18 protein-coding genes are annotated in these 15,767 nt (G+C 66.1%); all 18 read right to left on the minus strand.

Annotated features, from left to right (window positions below):
* Positions 1-212 precede the first annotated feature (212 nt).
* Entirely contained in the window at positions 213-890 is a 678-nt protein-coding gene (locus HGB44_RS02470) for a hypothetical protein (protein WP_061080017.1), read from the minus strand.
* 81 nt (positions 891-971) lie between these two features.
* Positions 972-1,148, minus strand: coding sequence for a hypothetical protein (locus tag HGB44_RS02475; RefSeq protein WP_168443899.1), 177 nt, complete (start codon positions 1,146-1,148; stop codon positions 972-974).
* Between the two features lie 435 nt (positions 1,149-1,583).
* A complete protein-coding gene (locus HGB44_RS02480; protein WP_061080015.1) occupies positions 1,584-1,790 on the minus strand; it encodes a hypothetical protein in 207 nt (68 codons plus the stop codon).
* A 74-nt stretch (positions 1,791-1,864) separates the two neighbouring features.
* Positions 1,865-2,116 (minus strand): hypothetical protein, encoded by a 252-nt coding sequence (locus HGB44_RS02485; RefSeq protein ID WP_061080014.1) that lies wholly within the window; start codon positions 2,114-2,116, stop codon positions 1,865-1,867.
* Between the two features lie 408 nt (positions 2,117-2,524).
* On the minus strand, positions 2,525-2,926 hold the full coding sequence (locus HGB44_RS02490) for a hypothetical protein (RefSeq protein ID WP_061080013.1): 402 nt from the start codon (positions 2,924-2,926) through the stop codon (positions 2,525-2,527).
* A gap of 218 nt (positions 2,927-3,144) precedes the next feature.
* Complete coding sequence (locus HGB44_RS02495; protein ID WP_061080012.1) at positions 3,145-3,378, minus strand: hypothetical protein; 234 nt, start codon at positions 3,376-3,378, stop codon at positions 3,145-3,147.
* 93 nt (positions 3,379-3,471) lie between these two features.
* Positions 3,472-3,867: a hypothetical protein gene (locus HGB44_RS02500; protein ID WP_061080011.1), complete on the minus strand. Its 396-nt coding sequence runs from the start codon at positions 3,865-3,867 to the stop codon at positions 3,472-3,474.
* On the minus strand, positions 3,864-4,238 hold the full coding sequence (locus HGB44_RS32620) for an HNH endonuclease (protein ID WP_061080010.1): 375 nt from the start codon (positions 4,236-4,238) through the stop codon (positions 3,864-3,866). The genes HGB44_RS02500 and HGB44_RS32620 overlap by 4 nt, the downstream gene beginning before the upstream one ends.
* A gap of 218 nt (positions 4,239-4,456) precedes the next feature.
* Positions 4,457-4,732: a hypothetical protein gene (locus HGB44_RS02510; RefSeq protein WP_061080009.1), complete on the minus strand. Its 276-nt coding sequence runs from the start codon at positions 4,730-4,732 to the stop codon at positions 4,457-4,459.
* A 69-nt stretch (positions 4,733-4,801) separates the two neighbouring features.
* The gene (locus HGB44_RS02515) at positions 4,802-5,035 is read right to left on the minus strand and encodes a hypothetical protein (protein WP_061080008.1); all 234 of its coding nucleotides are present in this window, start codon (positions 5,033-5,035) and stop codon (positions 4,802-4,804) included.
* Positions 5,032-5,511, minus strand: a complete 480-nt coding sequence (locus HGB44_RS02520; RefSeq protein WP_061080007.1) for a hypothetical protein — start codon at positions 5,509-5,511, stop codon at positions 5,032-5,034. The genes HGB44_RS02515 and HGB44_RS02520 overlap by 4 nt, the downstream gene beginning before the upstream one ends.
* The gene (locus HGB44_RS02525) at positions 5,508-5,939 is read right to left on the minus strand and encodes a hypothetical protein (protein WP_168443900.1); all 432 of its coding nucleotides are present in this window, start codon (positions 5,937-5,939) and stop codon (positions 5,508-5,510) included. Before HGB44_RS02525 ends, HGB44_RS02520 begins: the two co-directional genes overlap by 4 nt.
* Positions 5,932-6,384: a hypothetical protein gene (locus tag HGB44_RS02530; protein WP_061080005.1), complete on the minus strand. Its 453-nt coding sequence runs from the start codon at positions 6,382-6,384 to the stop codon at positions 5,932-5,934. The genes HGB44_RS02525 and HGB44_RS02530 overlap by 8 nt, the downstream gene beginning before the upstream one ends.
* Before the next feature lie 396 nt (positions 6,385-6,780).
* Positions 6,781-7,884 (minus strand): AAA family ATPase, encoded by a 1,104-nt coding sequence (locus HGB44_RS02535; protein WP_061080004.1) that lies wholly within the window; start codon positions 7,882-7,884, stop codon positions 6,781-6,783.
* Positions 7,885-8,697: 813 nt separating this feature from the next.
* Positions 8,698-11,451, minus strand: a complete 2,754-nt coding sequence (locus tag HGB44_RS02540; protein ID WP_061080003.1) for a UvrD-helicase domain-containing protein — start codon at positions 11,449-11,451, stop codon at positions 8,698-8,700.
* Positions 11,452-11,754: 303 nt separating this feature from the next.
* Positions 11,755-11,952: a hypothetical protein gene (locus tag HGB44_RS02545; RefSeq protein WP_168443901.1), complete on the minus strand. Its 198-nt coding sequence runs from the start codon at positions 11,950-11,952 to the stop codon at positions 11,755-11,757.
* 2 nt (positions 11,953-11,954) lie between these two features.
* On the minus strand, positions 11,955-13,880 hold the full coding sequence (locus HGB44_RS02550; RefSeq protein WP_061080001.1) for an AAA family ATPase: 1,926 nt from the start codon (positions 13,878-13,880) through the stop codon (positions 11,955-11,957).
* Between the two features lie 156 nt (positions 13,881-14,036).
* Complete coding sequence (locus tag HGB44_RS02555) at positions 14,037-15,713, minus strand: hypothetical protein (protein WP_061080000.1); 1,677 nt, start codon at positions 15,711-15,713, stop codon at positions 14,037-14,039.
* Positions 15,714-15,767 lie beyond the last annotated feature (54 nt).

Below are 15,767 nucleotides of genomic sequence, written 5' to 3' on the forward strand. Positions count from 1 at the left end.
GGTTGAGGCCGGCCCGGGGGCGTTGACCCCCGGGCCCGGTCGGTCAGAGAGTGCGGGCGTACTGGACGGCCTCGATCCGTTGCGAATCGGTGATACGACCGTTGACCTCGTCGGTCTCATCGAGGACTTTGCCGAGTTGGTACTGCCCTGGCAGATGGTCCGGCCACAGGCGCGAAATCGTTGGCGGGCTTCAGAACCCTCTTGTTGATAGATCAGTCGTCGGTGACGGCGTTGACCGGTGAGTGCACCCACTGGACTCGCTTGAGGCCGTGGGGATCCGGCCCGGTCGGCACCTCGTCCGGGCTCTGGCCGGGCTCGAGGACGGGGCTCCAGTCAGCACCGGTCTTCTGCCAGGTGTGCTCGCCAGAGGCGTAGAGGCCGTCGGGCAGTTTGGACAGGGTCGTGGGCCGACCGGGTGCCTCGGTGAGTGCGACGCGCGAGGCGATCTCCATCAGGCGTTCGTACTCGTCGGTGATGTTCTCAGCGAGCTTGAGGGCAGCGGGCAGGCCGGTCAGCTCGTAGCGGTCGGCGAAGAAGCGCTTCCTGTCCTCGCTGGTAGCCAACCAGGTACCGGAGCTGCCCAGCGCGGTCATGATGTTGGCACCATCGATGCTTCCTTCGCCGTCGCAGACGAACTCGAACTCGAGGGCACCCGTCCGGCCCTGGGCGCGGTTGTGGTGGGCTCGCAGGCGCTCGGCGACGGCGCGCGCCTCCGAAGGTTCGTCGCCGGTGAAGGCCTCCAACCCGTCGAGCATGTCTTGGGCACTCATCGCCGACTCATACGGGTCGTTGGCGGGGTCGAGCAGGATTGTCAGCAGGGTCAGCTGCTCGGCCCCGAGCCCGAGCTCGGAGCTGATGCGATGGACGAGTTCGGAATCGGCATCAACCATGTCGTGTTCTCCTGTTCGATCCTGGTGGGGTGCTGGATGCGGCTCCCAGCTCTGTCCTCCGGATGCGACGGTGGCCAGGGGTCAACGGTCATGCATGGGCTGGGAGTAAGGCGGGGTGTTGGCGCCCTTCGCCCGGCTGGGCCAGTGGGTGAGAGGTGCGTCGGTGTTGTCGTCCCAGCACTCGCACTGGCCGGTGATGAGGTCGATGTCGATGCGACAGCCGCCGCACCAGGGCAGGTCCTCGATCGAGGTGTCCATCCACCGGTTTTCGAGGCTTGTCCTCATCCGGTGCGCAATCAGGGAAAGCATCAGGTCACGGGGGGTGGCGAAAGTGCTCACATCGACTCTTCCTTGTGCAGATTGTGCATTTATTCACGGCACGGGCCTATCCTGAGCGTCCTGGGCTACTCCGCACCGGGATCGGCCAGCTCTTGCAGGCGACCCGGGGTGGGGTGCACGGTGCGGCCTTCGTCGGGTAGATGACGCAGTGCGGCGCGTAGCGGCGCTGCTCAGATAGCGTGCGGGCAGCGAAGAACTGGCCCCAGTAGCGCTCACGGTTCTGGCAGGCGCACTCGTACTTCGTCCGAACCGCTGCCCGATTCCACTGCGCTTGCGCGTGGTGTACACGGCGCCCCCTGGTGTTGGTTCGGGATGGGGCGTGCCTGCTTGGGGGTTGGGGGTTTGTCCGTGGGGTCAGTCGGCACGCCGGGCGGCGGTGAAGTCGGTGTACACCGAGGAGGCGCCCACTTCCTGAGTAGCGCCGGTGGCGGGGTAGGAGATCCAGCAGATCAGTATGCGGTCTCCGCGCTCTTCAACGACGTGGACCTTGCGGGGGGTTGCGCCGGCGAAGTCGCCGGGCACGTAGCGAACTTCGGGGGTGCCGCCGTACTTCGAGCACATGGGGTTGGCCTTTCCTCAGGGAGCGAACCGGTGTCGGGGCACGATGGTGGACGCGCCCCCGACACCGTGGGGGGTTAGTGGCGACCGTGGGTGCGGTCGTAGAGGTCGGCCAGACGCCCGGTGTCGCGGGCGTCGTCGGCGCCGATGACGGCGCAGGCCTCGGTTAAGGCCTTGACGCGCTCCATCGCGCCGGTCAACCCCGCCCCCCATCGTGTGGGATCGGTGTACGGCCAGACCTCGCCTTGTTCGGTGAGGATTTCCACGACGACGCCCCACTCCTTGAGGGCCATCTCGATCAGGGCGGCGCGCTCGGCCTTGGTACTCACAGGGATCTCCGTTCGGTTGGTGGGGTCTTAGAACTGGGGGGTCGTGGCGAAGTCGGCGTTGTGGAGGATGTCGAGCTGTTCGAGGCGGACTCCGCGCAGAGCACGGGTGTAGTCCTGGGGAGGCGAACCCCGCCGTGAGGCCCCATCAGGGGGAGGGGCGGCGGAAGTGAAAGTGACGACTGGTGCTCACAGGTGGGCGCATGGGCCGGTCCTAGTCGTCGCGCATCTGGGGGCCAGCCCGGCGCTTCGCAGGCTGCGCGGGGTGTTGGGACGGCCTACTCCCAGGCGTGCGGTGGCATCGGCACTGACCAGTGCGGTGAGCTGGGGGCGCTGAGAGGAGGCATCGTGGTTTATTCGTGTGAGGTCGGGGACGGTCGGACCCCGGAATTTCTAACGTAGATTTTGCTTCTATTCAGGCGAGGAGTGCGCGTGCCCAAGGCCTTCGGTGGCCAGTGAATTGCCCGGGGCGTGGATGTTGTAGTAGCCGGTGAGTTTCGGGCTCAGCGTGCGGATCGGGCGGTCGTCGCGGCGAAACCGGTGGACGTGGTTGTTACTGGGGTGCGCCTGCGGATCGACCTCGCTGTGCTCGTAGTAGGCGTGGTCGGGGGTGATGTGGACGATCTCCCATTCCTCGTGACCGCTGTCACCCCAGGGGTCGCCGAGGATGAGCACGTCGCCCACGCCCATCAGCCGCCGAGGGATGTCGAGGGGGCGCTGCTGCGGTGCAGAAGGCTCGGGCATCTGCGGACCGAATCCGGCCTCGATGAATTCATAGACGCAGCTGCACACCACGGCTTCGGTGTCGCACATGGGATCCTCCTTCGCTCGGTTTTGCGGAAGGCGTTTCTGCTTCGCCCGCTTCCTTCTAATGTCGTCACGGCCTATGCCTTCGCCCCACCGAAACGATTCCCGCCCCCCGGGGGCCGCTTCCGGCCGCGTGGGACCCTATTTCGGGGGCGGTGTCGGTAATCCCTTCGGCCCGGCAGCGGCCGTCTCCCCGATCGAATCGCGGGGGCCGGCTGGACCGATCAGGACGAGATCCAGCCGAGGACCTCGTCGAAGGTGGCGTCGTAGCTCGCCTCGACCGCCTCGGCGAGCCCGTCGTTGGGATGCTCGAGGTAGTGGGCCGCGGCGTTGATCAGGAGGTTGAGTGCGTCGATCGTGCCTTCCTCTGGCAGGCTCGCGGCATCGGCGATGTCCTCGACAGCTCGGTTGAGGGCCGCGGTGATCTGATCGTGGGCGTACGCAGTGGGCTCTGGCATGTCAGCCTTCCTTGTCGGTGAGAGGCGAGCTCGGGGAGGCGTCGAAGTGGTCCCGCAACTCGGGGGTCTGGTCATCGACGACGGCGGTGATCATCACCGGGTATCGGGGTCGCCGATGTGGTCAAGGGCGTGACCCAACGCCTCGGAGTCCTCGAACTCGAGGCGGAGAGTGGCGGTCCTCGAGTCGTCGTCCTGCGGGACGAGCTCTTCACGCAGCGCGTCGACGAGGTCAGGGTTGACGGTCGGACGCAGGACGACGACTCGGGTGTCCTCGATGGGTAGTGGCAGGACGGCGACGAGGTCGTGGGGGCGCTCGTCGTCGTTGATCATGGTCGTCGAGGCGAGGATGTACGTCCCGCCATCGGTGACGTAGGCCTCGGTGGCGTAGTCGAGCTTGCCGGTGATTCGATCCCCTGCAGCGTGGACGATGTGGGCGAAGCCATGAGCGCCGCTCGTCCTGATGAACTGCGAGTCATCTCCGTTGGTCATGAGTACTTCCTCCTTCGCTGGCGCAGTCGCCACCGGTAGAGAGGCGACGGCATGCGGTTCGACTTGCGGGCGTTGTGCCGCTGGCAGAGAGCGGCCCCGTTCCCGAGCGCGGTCGCCCCTCCCCTGCTCCACGGGACGATGTGGTCGGCCTGGAGCCCGGTTACCGCCCGGCAGCGCGGCCACAGCGGGTGCTTGTGCTCGCAGCGCCAGCGGGCTCGGGCGAGGAGGGTCTTCTTCTGCTCCCAGGTGAACAGACGCTGGGGGTCGCGCCACCTGCGGCGTCGGCCGATCGCGTGGGCGATGAGGGCGAGCGGGATGAAGGCGAGGAGGGTCGCCGCGAGAGCGATGAGCGAGTCGGGGCTCGGTGCCACAGGCGGCTCCTGGGATCGGGGGCGCTGTCAGAGCAGCGCCCGTCAAGTCGCGGTCAGCTGGTGCGCGCTCGGTGACGTGGTCGACGGCTCTCTCCGTCCCACCCACCCCGCACGGGGTCAGCTGGGCGGGTGATGGGCGGAGGTTCGTCAGAAAGGCCAGGACTGAGATGTTCCGCCCAACAAGGAGGTCTCCTCGCGGACGGGGCCAATGGGTCCCATCAGGACCAGTAGTCGTTCGCGTCCAGCTCCATCTGACGCCGAACCGAGCGCCCGTACATCTCAGCCGTCTCCACGACTTCGGGTTTGGAACCGCCGAGCGAATGCCAGTGGATCTTCGCCTCGGGCACTTCCTCGGGCACGGATTCGGTGATGGCCACCGCGATCAGCGTCTTCAGCTCCTCGGTCTGCCAACGGTCAGCGGGAGCCTCGACGGTGAACACCACGCGGATGCGTTTGGGCTTCACGGGTAGCTGGTCGTTGCTGGTCTTGACCATGGTGTGCGTTCTCCTCGTGGGGTGGCCCCGATCACGCGCGCGACATGACCGGGGCCGTTAGGGATGAGGTCAGAGGTGGCCATGGACCTCGCGCACCCGGTTTAGGCACGCGAGCGCGAGGCCAGCAGTATCGGTGTTCACGTGCACGGCCAGCTCGCCGTCATAGAAGAGGGAGGCAGCCAGGGCCGGGATGCTTGCCAGGGAGACGGTGATCTCGATATCACCGTCTTCACCGGTGAGGCCGAGCGTCACCCGGTCGGTTGCAAGGTCGAAGAGGACCTTGGACACCGCTGTCGCCTTCACCGCTTGTCCTTCTTGATGCGCTTGGGCTTACCGGGCTTGGCCCTGAAGAAGCCTTCAAGGAAGTCGCGCAGGTCTTCGTTGGCGATCTCGATGAACTCCGCGTCGGCGGTGGGGAACCGCTCAGCTGTGTTCCTGTTGGCACGCTTGACCAAGCCAGTGAGGTCACGCTCGACTACCAAGCGCTTGCACAGCCCGCAGGCGTTCCAGACGCCGTCGTCGGCTCGGGTGACCGAGTCGTCGCCCGTCTGGTCGTGCATGGCGAAGAGCATGCGCGTGGTGAAGGTCCACAGCGGGTCGCGGCCTCCGCAGAAGTCGCAGAGGGCGCCGCCCTCGGCCGGAGCAGGCTCGGGTTCGTGGTCAGCCTCGTAGGTGTGGTGGTACTCCCAGGAGACTTCCGTGCCCTTGTGGTGCTCAACCGTAACGAGCTGGCCCCTGCAGATTGAGCAGTACGCGGCCAGACGAGGTGCGCCGCTCATTGGTCGTCCTCCTTCGGCTCGGGAAGCTGGTCCTTCTCCGCGTGGTATCGGCCCCAGGTGAAGGGACCCCTGTGATGGGCCAGCAGCGGCTTGCCCTCAGGAGGCAGGTCGAACGGCCCTTCCCCGGCAAGCCTCCAGTGCTTGGCCGCGATCTCGTCGGTCGCGGCGTTGCGCTCGGCGCGGTCGGTGAACACCTGGCAGGTGATGTCGCCTTCGGTGTAGGTAGCCACCGCGTAGACGCCGTGCCGCTTGTCGTTGAGGTGGACGACGATGACCTGCGGCCACTCGCCGAGGCCCCACATGCCGAGTCCCCAGGTGGGCACGGGTTTCCAGCCGAACCGCAGGTTCTCCATCCACTCGTGTCCGTCACCGAAGACAGTCGGAGGCAGTGCTGGCACGTGCAGGTGTGCGGGGGACAGTTCAGACACGGCGCTCCTCCGGTTCCACACCGGGGACAACCTCGTGAGCGGGGGCGGGGGTCCACTCCAGGTCGCGCCTCACCATCAGCCGCGGGGCCGCGACGGCGCTGACGTTGCCGACCTGGAGGGCGGAGTCGGTGGTCGTGGGGATGACCAGGCGCTCCAGGTCGGTGAGACAGAAGGAATCCCACAGCGTCGCAGCGTCAGGAGCGGGACGCCAGTATCCGTAGGCCATCCACTTCTGCGTGTCGCGGTCCTGCCAGACCTCGGCCACCCACCAGTCAGCGAGGGGCGCCGAATAGTGCAGGTGGATGACAGTGTCGGGCTGGGCCAGCTCCTCCTGATCGAACTTGCCGGGGATGTCGGCGAGGTTCGACGGGAGGAAGTCATGCCCTCGCGCCTCGGGCTGCGTCTGGACCGAAGCGGTTTCGCACAGCGGGTTGTTCTCGTACATTGGTACTGCTGCCTTCCTGATTCGTCGGGTGGGGCAAGCGCGCCCAGGCCGGACACGGGTCTCTACTTCGCTTCCGGCCTGGGCGGTCGACACTGACGCCGCTGGTCCTGTTGGGGGATGGGACCAGCGGCGTCCGTGCGTTCCGGGGTCGCCCCTTCGGGCGACGAGTAGTGGTGGTAAGGCGTGCATGACCGCGTCCTCCACAAAGCCGTGGAAGCCGGTCTCACCGGCGATGCCGTGCGCGCCGATCACGTAGAACCCGGCACCGCGCAACTACCGGTGGACCTGGGAGTAGCGGCCGTCCGGCTTCGCCACGAGAACGATGAGCGAGTCGGCGCCCGGAAGCACGGGGCGACTCCTGAGTAACGGGGACTGGTCGAGTTGGGCGACTGCGCACTAGAAGTCGATGGAGGGCTTCGGTGGCCGCCGGAGCAGCACCGCCGCGCCCGCGAGGTCGGACCCCTTGCGGTCCTCACCGGCCTCAGCGCGCTCCTGGTCGGTGCGCGTGTCGATGAGTTCGAAGGCACCGGCGGGCAGTACGTAGCCGTCCGGGGTGGGAAGGGCGTTGCGCATCCGCAGGCGCAGCTCGAGGTCCAAGCGCCAGCACTGGATCGACTGCAGCGCGTCGGAGTCGAAGAGGTCGAGCTCGCCCTCGATCTCATCGGTGTCGCCGTCGGGCCAGGAGATGACCGCGTGGACGGGATCGCGGCCGCGAAGGCTGGTGCGCTTGATGTTGAGGTCGCCGATGATCGCGGCGAAGTCCTCTCCCAGTCTCAGCTCGAAGGCGATGGCGCGCAGGTGGTCGAAGTTGAGATCGATCTTGCGCGAGAACTCGACGACCGCGGAGACCGCCTCCTCGGCGATCCCGGGCACCTGGTCGCGCAGGTACTCGGCGACGGTCTCGGGCTCCGGGTAGGCGAAGCGCATGTGGTAGTGGAATCGGCCCGGCCGGTTGAGCATGTAGTCGCTCGTGCGATGGAGCGAGTTGACCGAGAGCACGTAGAGACGCTTCGTCGTTGAGAGGCCGTCGAAGAGCGAGAGGAACTGGTCCTGCGGGGCCTCGTCATCATCGACCGGCGCGAAGACCTTCTCGAACTCATCGAAGACCACGAGGCATTCGCCGAGCTCATCGAGGAAGGAGGCAAGGCCGGGTGTCGAATGCTGGACGAGGACTGTCGGCAGCTCGTACTCCTCGCGCATCTTCTCGGCGAGCATACGGATCATCAGCGACTTGCCCATGCCCTTGTCGCCGGAGAGAATGACGCCGAGCGAGCGGCCCATCGCGGCGTAACCGGTGGCGATCCGGCCCACGCGCGCGGCGTGGTCGCCGTAGATGGCCTCGTCGCCCGGGGACAGGGGCTCGGTCTCGTGGAGGCTGTAGCCGAGCATCGTCGAGAACTGGATCGTGTACGTCGCGACGGGGAGCCGGTCAAAGGTCTGGACCGAGTCGTCGTACAGGCGCAGAGCGCCGCCGGAGGAAACGATCGTGGTGGCGGGCATGCATACTCGCTTTCGTAGGAGGATGTGGGTGGTTGGAGGGCGTACGTCCAGCACACCGGCATGAGGTGGCCAGTCGGCGGGTAGGCGCCGCCGGGCTCGTCGAGGACGATGGCTGGGACGTCGCCCGAGGAGCCGAAGAATTGCTTGGCGCGCTCGACGAGGGGCTACTGGCGGTCCGCCGGGGACGGGAAGTGCTCAACGACGTGGCCGTCGCCTTAATCGGCGATGACCGAGTGCGCGCTGGCCGGGTGCCCGGTGCGTACCGGATGGCGCGCGGTGGACATGTAGATGCTGGTGGTGAGCCTGACGGTCATCACCGCGGCGACGCTCCGCACACCCAAGCAGTTACAGGGCCTCAGTGGCGTACCATCCGGCGACCTGCCAGGCGGTCGCGGTTTTGTGGTCGGAACTGGGGTGCAGGGCGGCGAAACCGGTCATCAGGGCTTTTTCTTGGTGCACTTCTTGCAGGCGTTGGTGGCGTCACGGGCGGGCAGGTACAGGTCGACAATGGCTCCGCAACGGGTGCCGAGCCCGACGGCGCCGTCGAGGATGTGCGGGGTTGTTCCAGGTCGGAGGATCCCGTACCTGGTGGTGGCCCCGTCCTCCTGGTCTTTTCTGAGAGCGTCGAGTTCGGAGGCTTCGCGGGGGGTGACGTCGTAGGTGATGCTCCTCAGCTCCTGCGGTGGTGTGTCAGGCTGGTGGTGCGGGACGCCCTCAATCGATCTGAGGGCGTCCCTTCGCGTTGGGCCAGTCGCCTTCGGTGACGGCCTGTCGTGTGAGGGCGATCAGCTCGTCGGCCGCGGATCACACCGACTACAGCACGGGCACGCCCGCGCTCTCCTCGTCGTCGACGAGGTTTGGGTCGATACCCAGCGCCAGCGCGCGAGCGTGCTTGTGGCGCTCGGCGGTCTCGACCTCCCTCTTCTCGAGCAGGTTGCCGATCGCCTCGTGAGTAGACACGATCACGGGCTTGTCCGTGGTGCCGTAGGACAGGACGTACTCGGTCTTCCTCGCGCGGGTGAACGCTACGTAGTAGAGCCGGCGCACGTCCTGAGCCATCGCCTTGTCGTCCTTGTGCAGGATCACGGCGTTGTCGAACTCGAGGCCCTTGACGCCGTGGATCGTGGAGACGACCAAGTCGGCCTTCTCATCGAGGTTCTTCTCCTTGCGCGCCCGGTTACGGGCCTCCGTCAGCGACTTCTTGACCGCGTTCTGGGCGATCTCGAACTGCAGGAGGTTGTCGCGCAGGCGGGTGAAGAACTCGGCGGACGGCATGGAGCCCTGGTGGACCAGGGTGACCCAGGCGTTAGTGGTGGCTCCGTTCTCCAGCCACCATTTGGAGACGAGCTCGAGCACGGCGCGCTCAACCTTCGGGTTGTCGACGTTCTTCGTCAGCTTCTCCAAGTTGTCCCGGATGCCCTGGGTGACGACGAACGCCGCGTTGTTGGGCGGTACCTGGCGGACGTCGTTCCAGAAGAACTTGATGTACTTGGAGAAGATGTCGGTGGCGAAGACGCGCTCGGACACCAGTGAGGCGACGTGCCTGCCCGGGTACTTGGACTCGAGCACCCTCTGCATGAGCGCGACCTCCCGCCGGGAGAACGCCAGAAAGACGACCTGCTCACCGCGGGCCAGGCAGGGGTCGACGTACTGCGGCAGCACCCGGTTGGCCAAGAGCGGGCTGAGCTCGTTGGAGAGAAACCCGCGCATCTGGGGCAGGTGCTCGTAGTCGAGCCTGACCTTCTCCTCGAACGAGGCTTTGGTCGGCTCCTCCAGCGAGTTCGCCCGCAACTGGATCTGTGCGAGTTGGTTGGTCTCCAGCTCGCCGAGGACGACGTTGGCAAAGTCCAGGATCTCCTGGTTGCTCCGGTAGTTCGTCGTCAGTTCGTAGGTGGCGAACACGCCCGAGCCTTCGAGCGTGTTCAGCGCCCGGGGGTTGGCTGAGCGGAACTCGAACAGGGTCTGGCTCGCATCGCCGACGATGTACAGCGACTGGTGGTGCTTGGCCACGTACTTGAGCACGTAGATGAACTCGAAGACCGAGTTGTCCTGGACCTCGTCGATGATGAGGTGGCGGCAGGCCACGTTGGCGGGCTCGGCCATCTCGTCGATGCGCTGGTAGCAGATGATGATCTCCAGCTCCAGCGAGGTCTGCCCGATGGCGTCGAGCATGGCCATGACCCGGTCGTAGTGGCGCTCGACGAAGGTGTTGAGCGACGTCGCCGCCCCGATCTTGTTCCTGTCCACGTCGAGCAGACGCGCGCGGAAGTCTGCGGCGACCTGATCGGTGGGGAAGAAGATCTCGAGCGAGTTGATGATGGTGTCGATGCTTGAGATGTCGTGGCCGGAGTGGTTGAGCTGGTAGATGTCGTTGATCATCGAGGCGATGGTCATCGACCCCACGTCGGGGTTGCGTTCCTTGATGTTGTCCGCGGCGGCGTTGGTGAACGACAGGACCGTGATGTCGGCAGGGTCCACCCCGCAGGCCACGAGGTGGGCGATGCGCTCGATGATCGTCGAGGACTTGCCTGTGCCCGCACCGGCGCGCACCATCGCCAGCGGTTCGGTGGTCGAGACGCAGGCGACCTGTTGCGGCGACAAGTACTCCGGCAGGGGCGGAGGTGGGTCGGGCGGGACCAGGCGCGCCAGCTGCGGCTTGATCGCGTCGAGGTCGGCCAGGGTGTGGTTCATCAGCAGGTTGAGGTTCTGCTTGGCCAGGACCTGGGCGACCTCGGAGTCGAAGGCCGCGGTCAACGCCCGGTGAATACGGCCGTAGGCCTCCAGCGGCACGCTGTAGTTCTCGAGGTAGCGCAGCTGGATGGCCAGCGTGTTGAGCACGTCCCTGTCGAAGGAGGCGACGTCGGCGATGTAGGCGTCGACTTCGGCGGCGATGGCCCCCGAGGACCAGGTCTCGGCCAGGCGTACGATCCGGTCGTGGATGGAGTAGTCGTTCATCCACGTGTCGAGGGAGTCGAGGTTCGTCGCGGCGATGCCCAGGCGGCCCAGCGCAAGGGAGATCGTGTCGGTGGCCGTCTCCATCGGGCTGGTGTCCCAGTCGAGGAGCACCACAGCGTCGGTGGCGGCGAGGTTGGTGCCCTCGGTTAGGCGCACGACGCGCTCGGGCTCGACCATGCCGGCACGCATGAGCACGAGCTCGGTGCGGTACTGGATGGCCAGCTCGTGCCTGATCGGCTTGGAGGACTTGTCCTCGCGCAACACCAGTGCCTGGGGGGTCATGTCGAAGACGGCCTCCCAGTCGTCGGAGTCGGTCTCAACGACGAAGCGCTCGGCCACGTCAGGCGTCGGCAGCGTCGCGGTGGGCAGGGTTTCGAGCGCGCGGCGGGTGATGCCGGCCAGCGGCACGGTCACGACAGTGATGTCGTGCTGGGTGGTCGTGGTCTTGAGCTCAATCCGGTCCGGGGTCTCGATGCTGGTCGCGTCGAGGGGGCGCAGCCCCTGGTGGAGGCGGCCGGTCTTGTTGCCCGAGCCGTTGAGCTTGGAGCTGAAGAACTTCGCGTCGACCTTCTTGGCCTTCGTCGGGTCGAGGTCGTCAAGCAGCAGAGGCATGGGTGTCGTCCTTAGGTGTACGCGGCGGGCGAGTCGGCGAGGGTTGCTCAAAGGAAAGGATCATTCGACTCACCCTTTGAATGATGCCATCAATGATCCAAGAAAGGCATTCGATGGACCATCGGAGAAGGGTGAGCGGGAAGAAGGCGCGCCAGAGGCAGAGCCCAGGCCGCTAGGCAGCCTGGGCTCTGCTCCTCTCACCCCACCCGCAGGGGCCGTCAGGCCCCTGTCCGGTCCGTGCACACCCGAGGGCACGGAGATCATGCGTACCCGCCTTACCCTCCGGAGGGAGGATCGGCGATGTCAGCCGCGGTGGTCGACGAGGTCGAACTCCTCGGGGATCGCCTCGGCAATGCGGCCCGAGGCGTTGGTGCGCAGTAGGCCGAGCATGTGGCCCAACTCGTGGCAGTCGTCGTCGTGGGCGCTGGCGTGTACGCTCCGGCGCCCGGCGTCGGCGGCCTGCTCGGTCCTGTCCTCGGACTTGACGGTGGCGATGGTCATGATCACTCGCGTTGGTCGATCGTGCGAGCGATCGCCGCGCTGGTCTGGGTCTTCGCAGCCTGGGCTGCCATGATCCGGTCCTCGATCCAGGACCGGACCGCCTTGTAGGCGGGCCGGGCTCCCTGGGAATCGACGTAGGCGGTCTTTGCCAGCGTCCGCAGTTCATCGTCGGGCATAGCAGCAGGCAGGGCCTGAGCGAGCCTTGGCTTGGCGTCGATGATCCGCGCTACTTGGCTCTCGTAGTTGGCAGCCATGATCTGCCGGAACACGACCTCGTCGATTTGGTTGAAGCCCACGATCAGTGAGAACCGACCCAACAGTTCGGGCTCGAAGTGCTGGGCGAGCTCTGTGTTGAGGCTCTGCTGCGAAACGACCCTCGGGCCTGAGATGAAGCCGATCGAGCTGCCGCTGAGAGCTTCGCGGGCCGCATTGGTCGTGACGATGACGACGGCCTTGGAGAAATCGAGCAGCTTCCCGTGCGCATTGCGGATGTACCCCTCGTCGAACGCCGAGAGGAACAGTCGCTGCACAGCCATGTCGGCCTTCTCGAACTCGTCGAGCAGGACGACACGGTGCGGGTTGGACTCGAGCGTGTCGAAGGGCAGCTCCTGGTTGGAGTCGGATCCGACGTAACCCGGAGGTGCTCCGATGATCTTCGCGGTCGAGTACGGAGTGTGGTATTCCGTCATGTTGAGTACGATCGGCTCCTGGCCGGTCATTTGCTCGGCGAGGATCTTCGCGGTCTCGCTCTTGCCCGAGCCCGACGTTCCGGCGAACAGGCATGTGAGCGGGGTCTTCGTCGGGAACAGTCCGAGCTCCTCGCGCGCAATGCGGTCGGCGACCCTCTCCAGGACCTCGTCCTGGCCCTGGAGTCGATTGAGCAGCGTCGTACGCAGCGTCGCGGCGTCGAAGTCCGGGCGTTGGGCGTTGCCTGTCATCAGTGACTTGGCCACGTCGAGGACGCGCGTGGCCGTCAGCGGCACCTGGGAGATCGACCGCAGGGTCGCCGCCAAGGCGCGGTCGCCGGCGGCCTCAGCCTGGGCGATGAGCTTCTTCTGCTCCAACACGCGGTCGGCCATCGAGCGGTCGAGCAGCGTGATGGCGTTGTCGGGCCGGTGGGCACTGGCCTTCGAGGTCGCCTCGGCGATCTTGACCGTCTCGGCCAGCACGTCGTCGGAGACTCCGATCTGGTGGCGGTAGTGCGCCATCAGGCCGGGTCGAACGGTGCTGAGGACCGCGAGCGTCTGCTCGACGGTCAACTCGTCGACGATGAGCTGGGTGAAGCGGCGGGCGAAGGCCGGGTCCTCGTCGAAGGCGCGCGACTCGTTCGAGGTGGTCGCGCCGATGACGCTCATCTGCCCGCGGGCCAGCGCCGGCTTGAGGATCTGGCTGATCTTGCGGTTGGTCGGATCGCTGTGCGAGCTCGATCCTCCGGTGATCTGGTGAATCTCGTCGATGAACAGGAGGGCCCTGTTCTTCGGACTCGAGGCGAAGTCGACGACGGCCTGGACCTTCTCCTCCAGCTGGCCGACTATGCCGGAGCCAGCGACGAGGTTGGTCACCGGCAGTTCGTAGATGGTGTAGTCCTTGAGCAGGTCCGGGATAAGTGAGTCGCCGAGAGCGATGCGGCGGGCGATATCCTCGACGATCTTGGTCTTGCCGACGCCGGCTGAGCCCTTGAGCAGGACGTTGGGCTTGTTCTTGCTGATGAGGGTGGCCAACGTCTGCTCGATGAGCGTGTCGCGGAAGAGCGTCGGCTCGGCGTTCTTGAACTTTTCGTTGTAATCGACGAGCAGCCCCTTGACGGCGTCGTCACTCTGGCCGCCCGGGGAAAAAGGGCTGCCCATGCCAACGCCGATGCCGCCGGTCGGTGGACCGCTATTGTTCGCGTCATCATCGTTGTCCTGGGTGAAGTGGGACAGTCCCATGGTGAGACCTCCTTCGGTGGGTGCTGGGTCGAGGCGGCGCCGGTGAGCGCGAGCGATCCGGGTGGGGGTGCGGACAGCTGAGATGAGGCGGCCGATCCCGCAGCGCCGCCTGTCGGATCAGGTTGCGCTGCGGGCCGCAGCCGTGCGCTCGGCCGGTCAGACCACCATGCCCAGCAGCTTCTGGCGGATCGACGGGTCGATGTGGTGCATGCCGTTGGCGAAGTCCGTGGCGGACTGGACCGTGAGGGCCCAGTCCGTGGCCGAGCACGGCGCGTAGTACAGGTTCGCCGGGTGGTCGACGCGGGCCGATGGAGGTGGCCACTCGAAGTCGGTGATCACCAGGCTCAGCTGTCGCTTGCGCTTATTCGACGCGTTGATGTAGTCCCAGACCTGCTTGAACTCGGTGCCGCCGGTGACCTTGGGCACCTGGCGGAACTCCTCCCAGATCCGGCGCAGCGACTTGTTCTCCACCTTGAGCAGCGCCTCCTGCGAGAGGATGTGGCTGAACGAGTTGAAGTAGATGTTGACGCCCAACTTCTTGGCGATGCGGATGAGCATCATCACCGCCTCCTGGTAGTTCTCCTCGGAGATCGACCCGGAGGTGTCGATGTAGACGTGTAGATCGGGCATGTACTGCACCGAGCTGATCCGGCCGGGTTTGTTGAAGTCGTCCGGGTTGCGCCTGTTCGCCTTGAGGAACGTCGTCTTCATAGTGCGGTAGACGTTCTGCGACTTGTTGACCTTGCCCATGCGGCGCAGCACGCGGGTAATGTCCTTGAACAGGTCCAGCCTCGTGGGCGGGGCCTTGCGGAACTTCACCTGCGCGGAGCGCGAACCAGGCAGGCCCGGCTGCTGGTTCGCGCCCATGGCGGCCGCCTTGGCGACGGCCCGCGGCAGCGAGGTCAGCTTGGACAGCGCGGAGTTCGAGACGACCCTCACCGGCGAGGCCAGCGACTGGTTGATGAGGTTCCACTCTCCCGTGATCTGGGACGCGGAGGCACGGGCGTGCGCCTCGACGTTGACCAGGACCACGGACTTCGGGCAGAACAGCTCGCCGACCGTGAACGGCAGGACTCCGACGTCGGAGGTCTGGCCGCGCTGCTGGCCGACGTAGGTCATCAGCATGTGCATCAGCAAGCGCGGGAAGGACAGCTCGTCGTTGCCGTCAGAGTCGTCCTTGCGTAGCAGTAGGGACTCGGTGAGCCCTTTGAGTGAGAGCTTGGCGAAGTCGCCGACCAGCTTCAGGGTTCTCGCCGGCACCGGCGAACTCGCGCTGCCCAGAGCTTGGGCCTGAGCGGACAGCCAGACCTGGAAGCCGTCGAAGGCAGCGTCGGACTGGAACCAGAAGCCGAGCGTGCCCGGGTGGAAGGCGTATGCCAGCGAGGCGAAGAACTCGCTCTCGTCGGCCGAGCCGGCGAGTAGTCCCTTGGCCGCAGGGATCACGTCGGACTGGGCGGTGTAGATGACACGGGGCCCGGGTGCGGGCATCTTGTTCCGCTGCCCCGCCTGGGCGGCGAAGAGCTCACCGACGGGCAGGGGCGTGGTCTGGTCGTAGTTGACCATCGTCTGGCCCAGCAGCTCCTTGGCGACCTTCTCGGCACTGGTGTTGACGCTGTCGCCGAAGCAGGACACGAGAATGTCCAGGACGTCGTTGGTCAGGTCCTTTCCGGATCCGTCGACGATCGAGGCGGGCGCGTGCGGGCTTAGTGGCTCGAGCAGCGGGTCCACCAGTACTTCTTGGAGGGCGGGCATCGGGTCGTAGTCGCCGATGCACGTGATCGTGTGGACCGCGTCGAGCACGGCCGGCTTCTGGTTGGTGACGGTAATCGTCATCGCGGTGGTCTCCTTCTGAGGGCAGGGGCTGCGGCGATGCGCGGATGCTTCTGC

Origin of the sequence: Nocardiopsis alborubida (assembly GCF_012396365.1) — a bacterium.
GTDB classification, from domain to species: domain Bacteria; phylum Actinomycetota; class Actinomycetes; order Streptosporangiales; family Streptosporangiaceae; genus Nocardiopsis; species Nocardiopsis alborubida.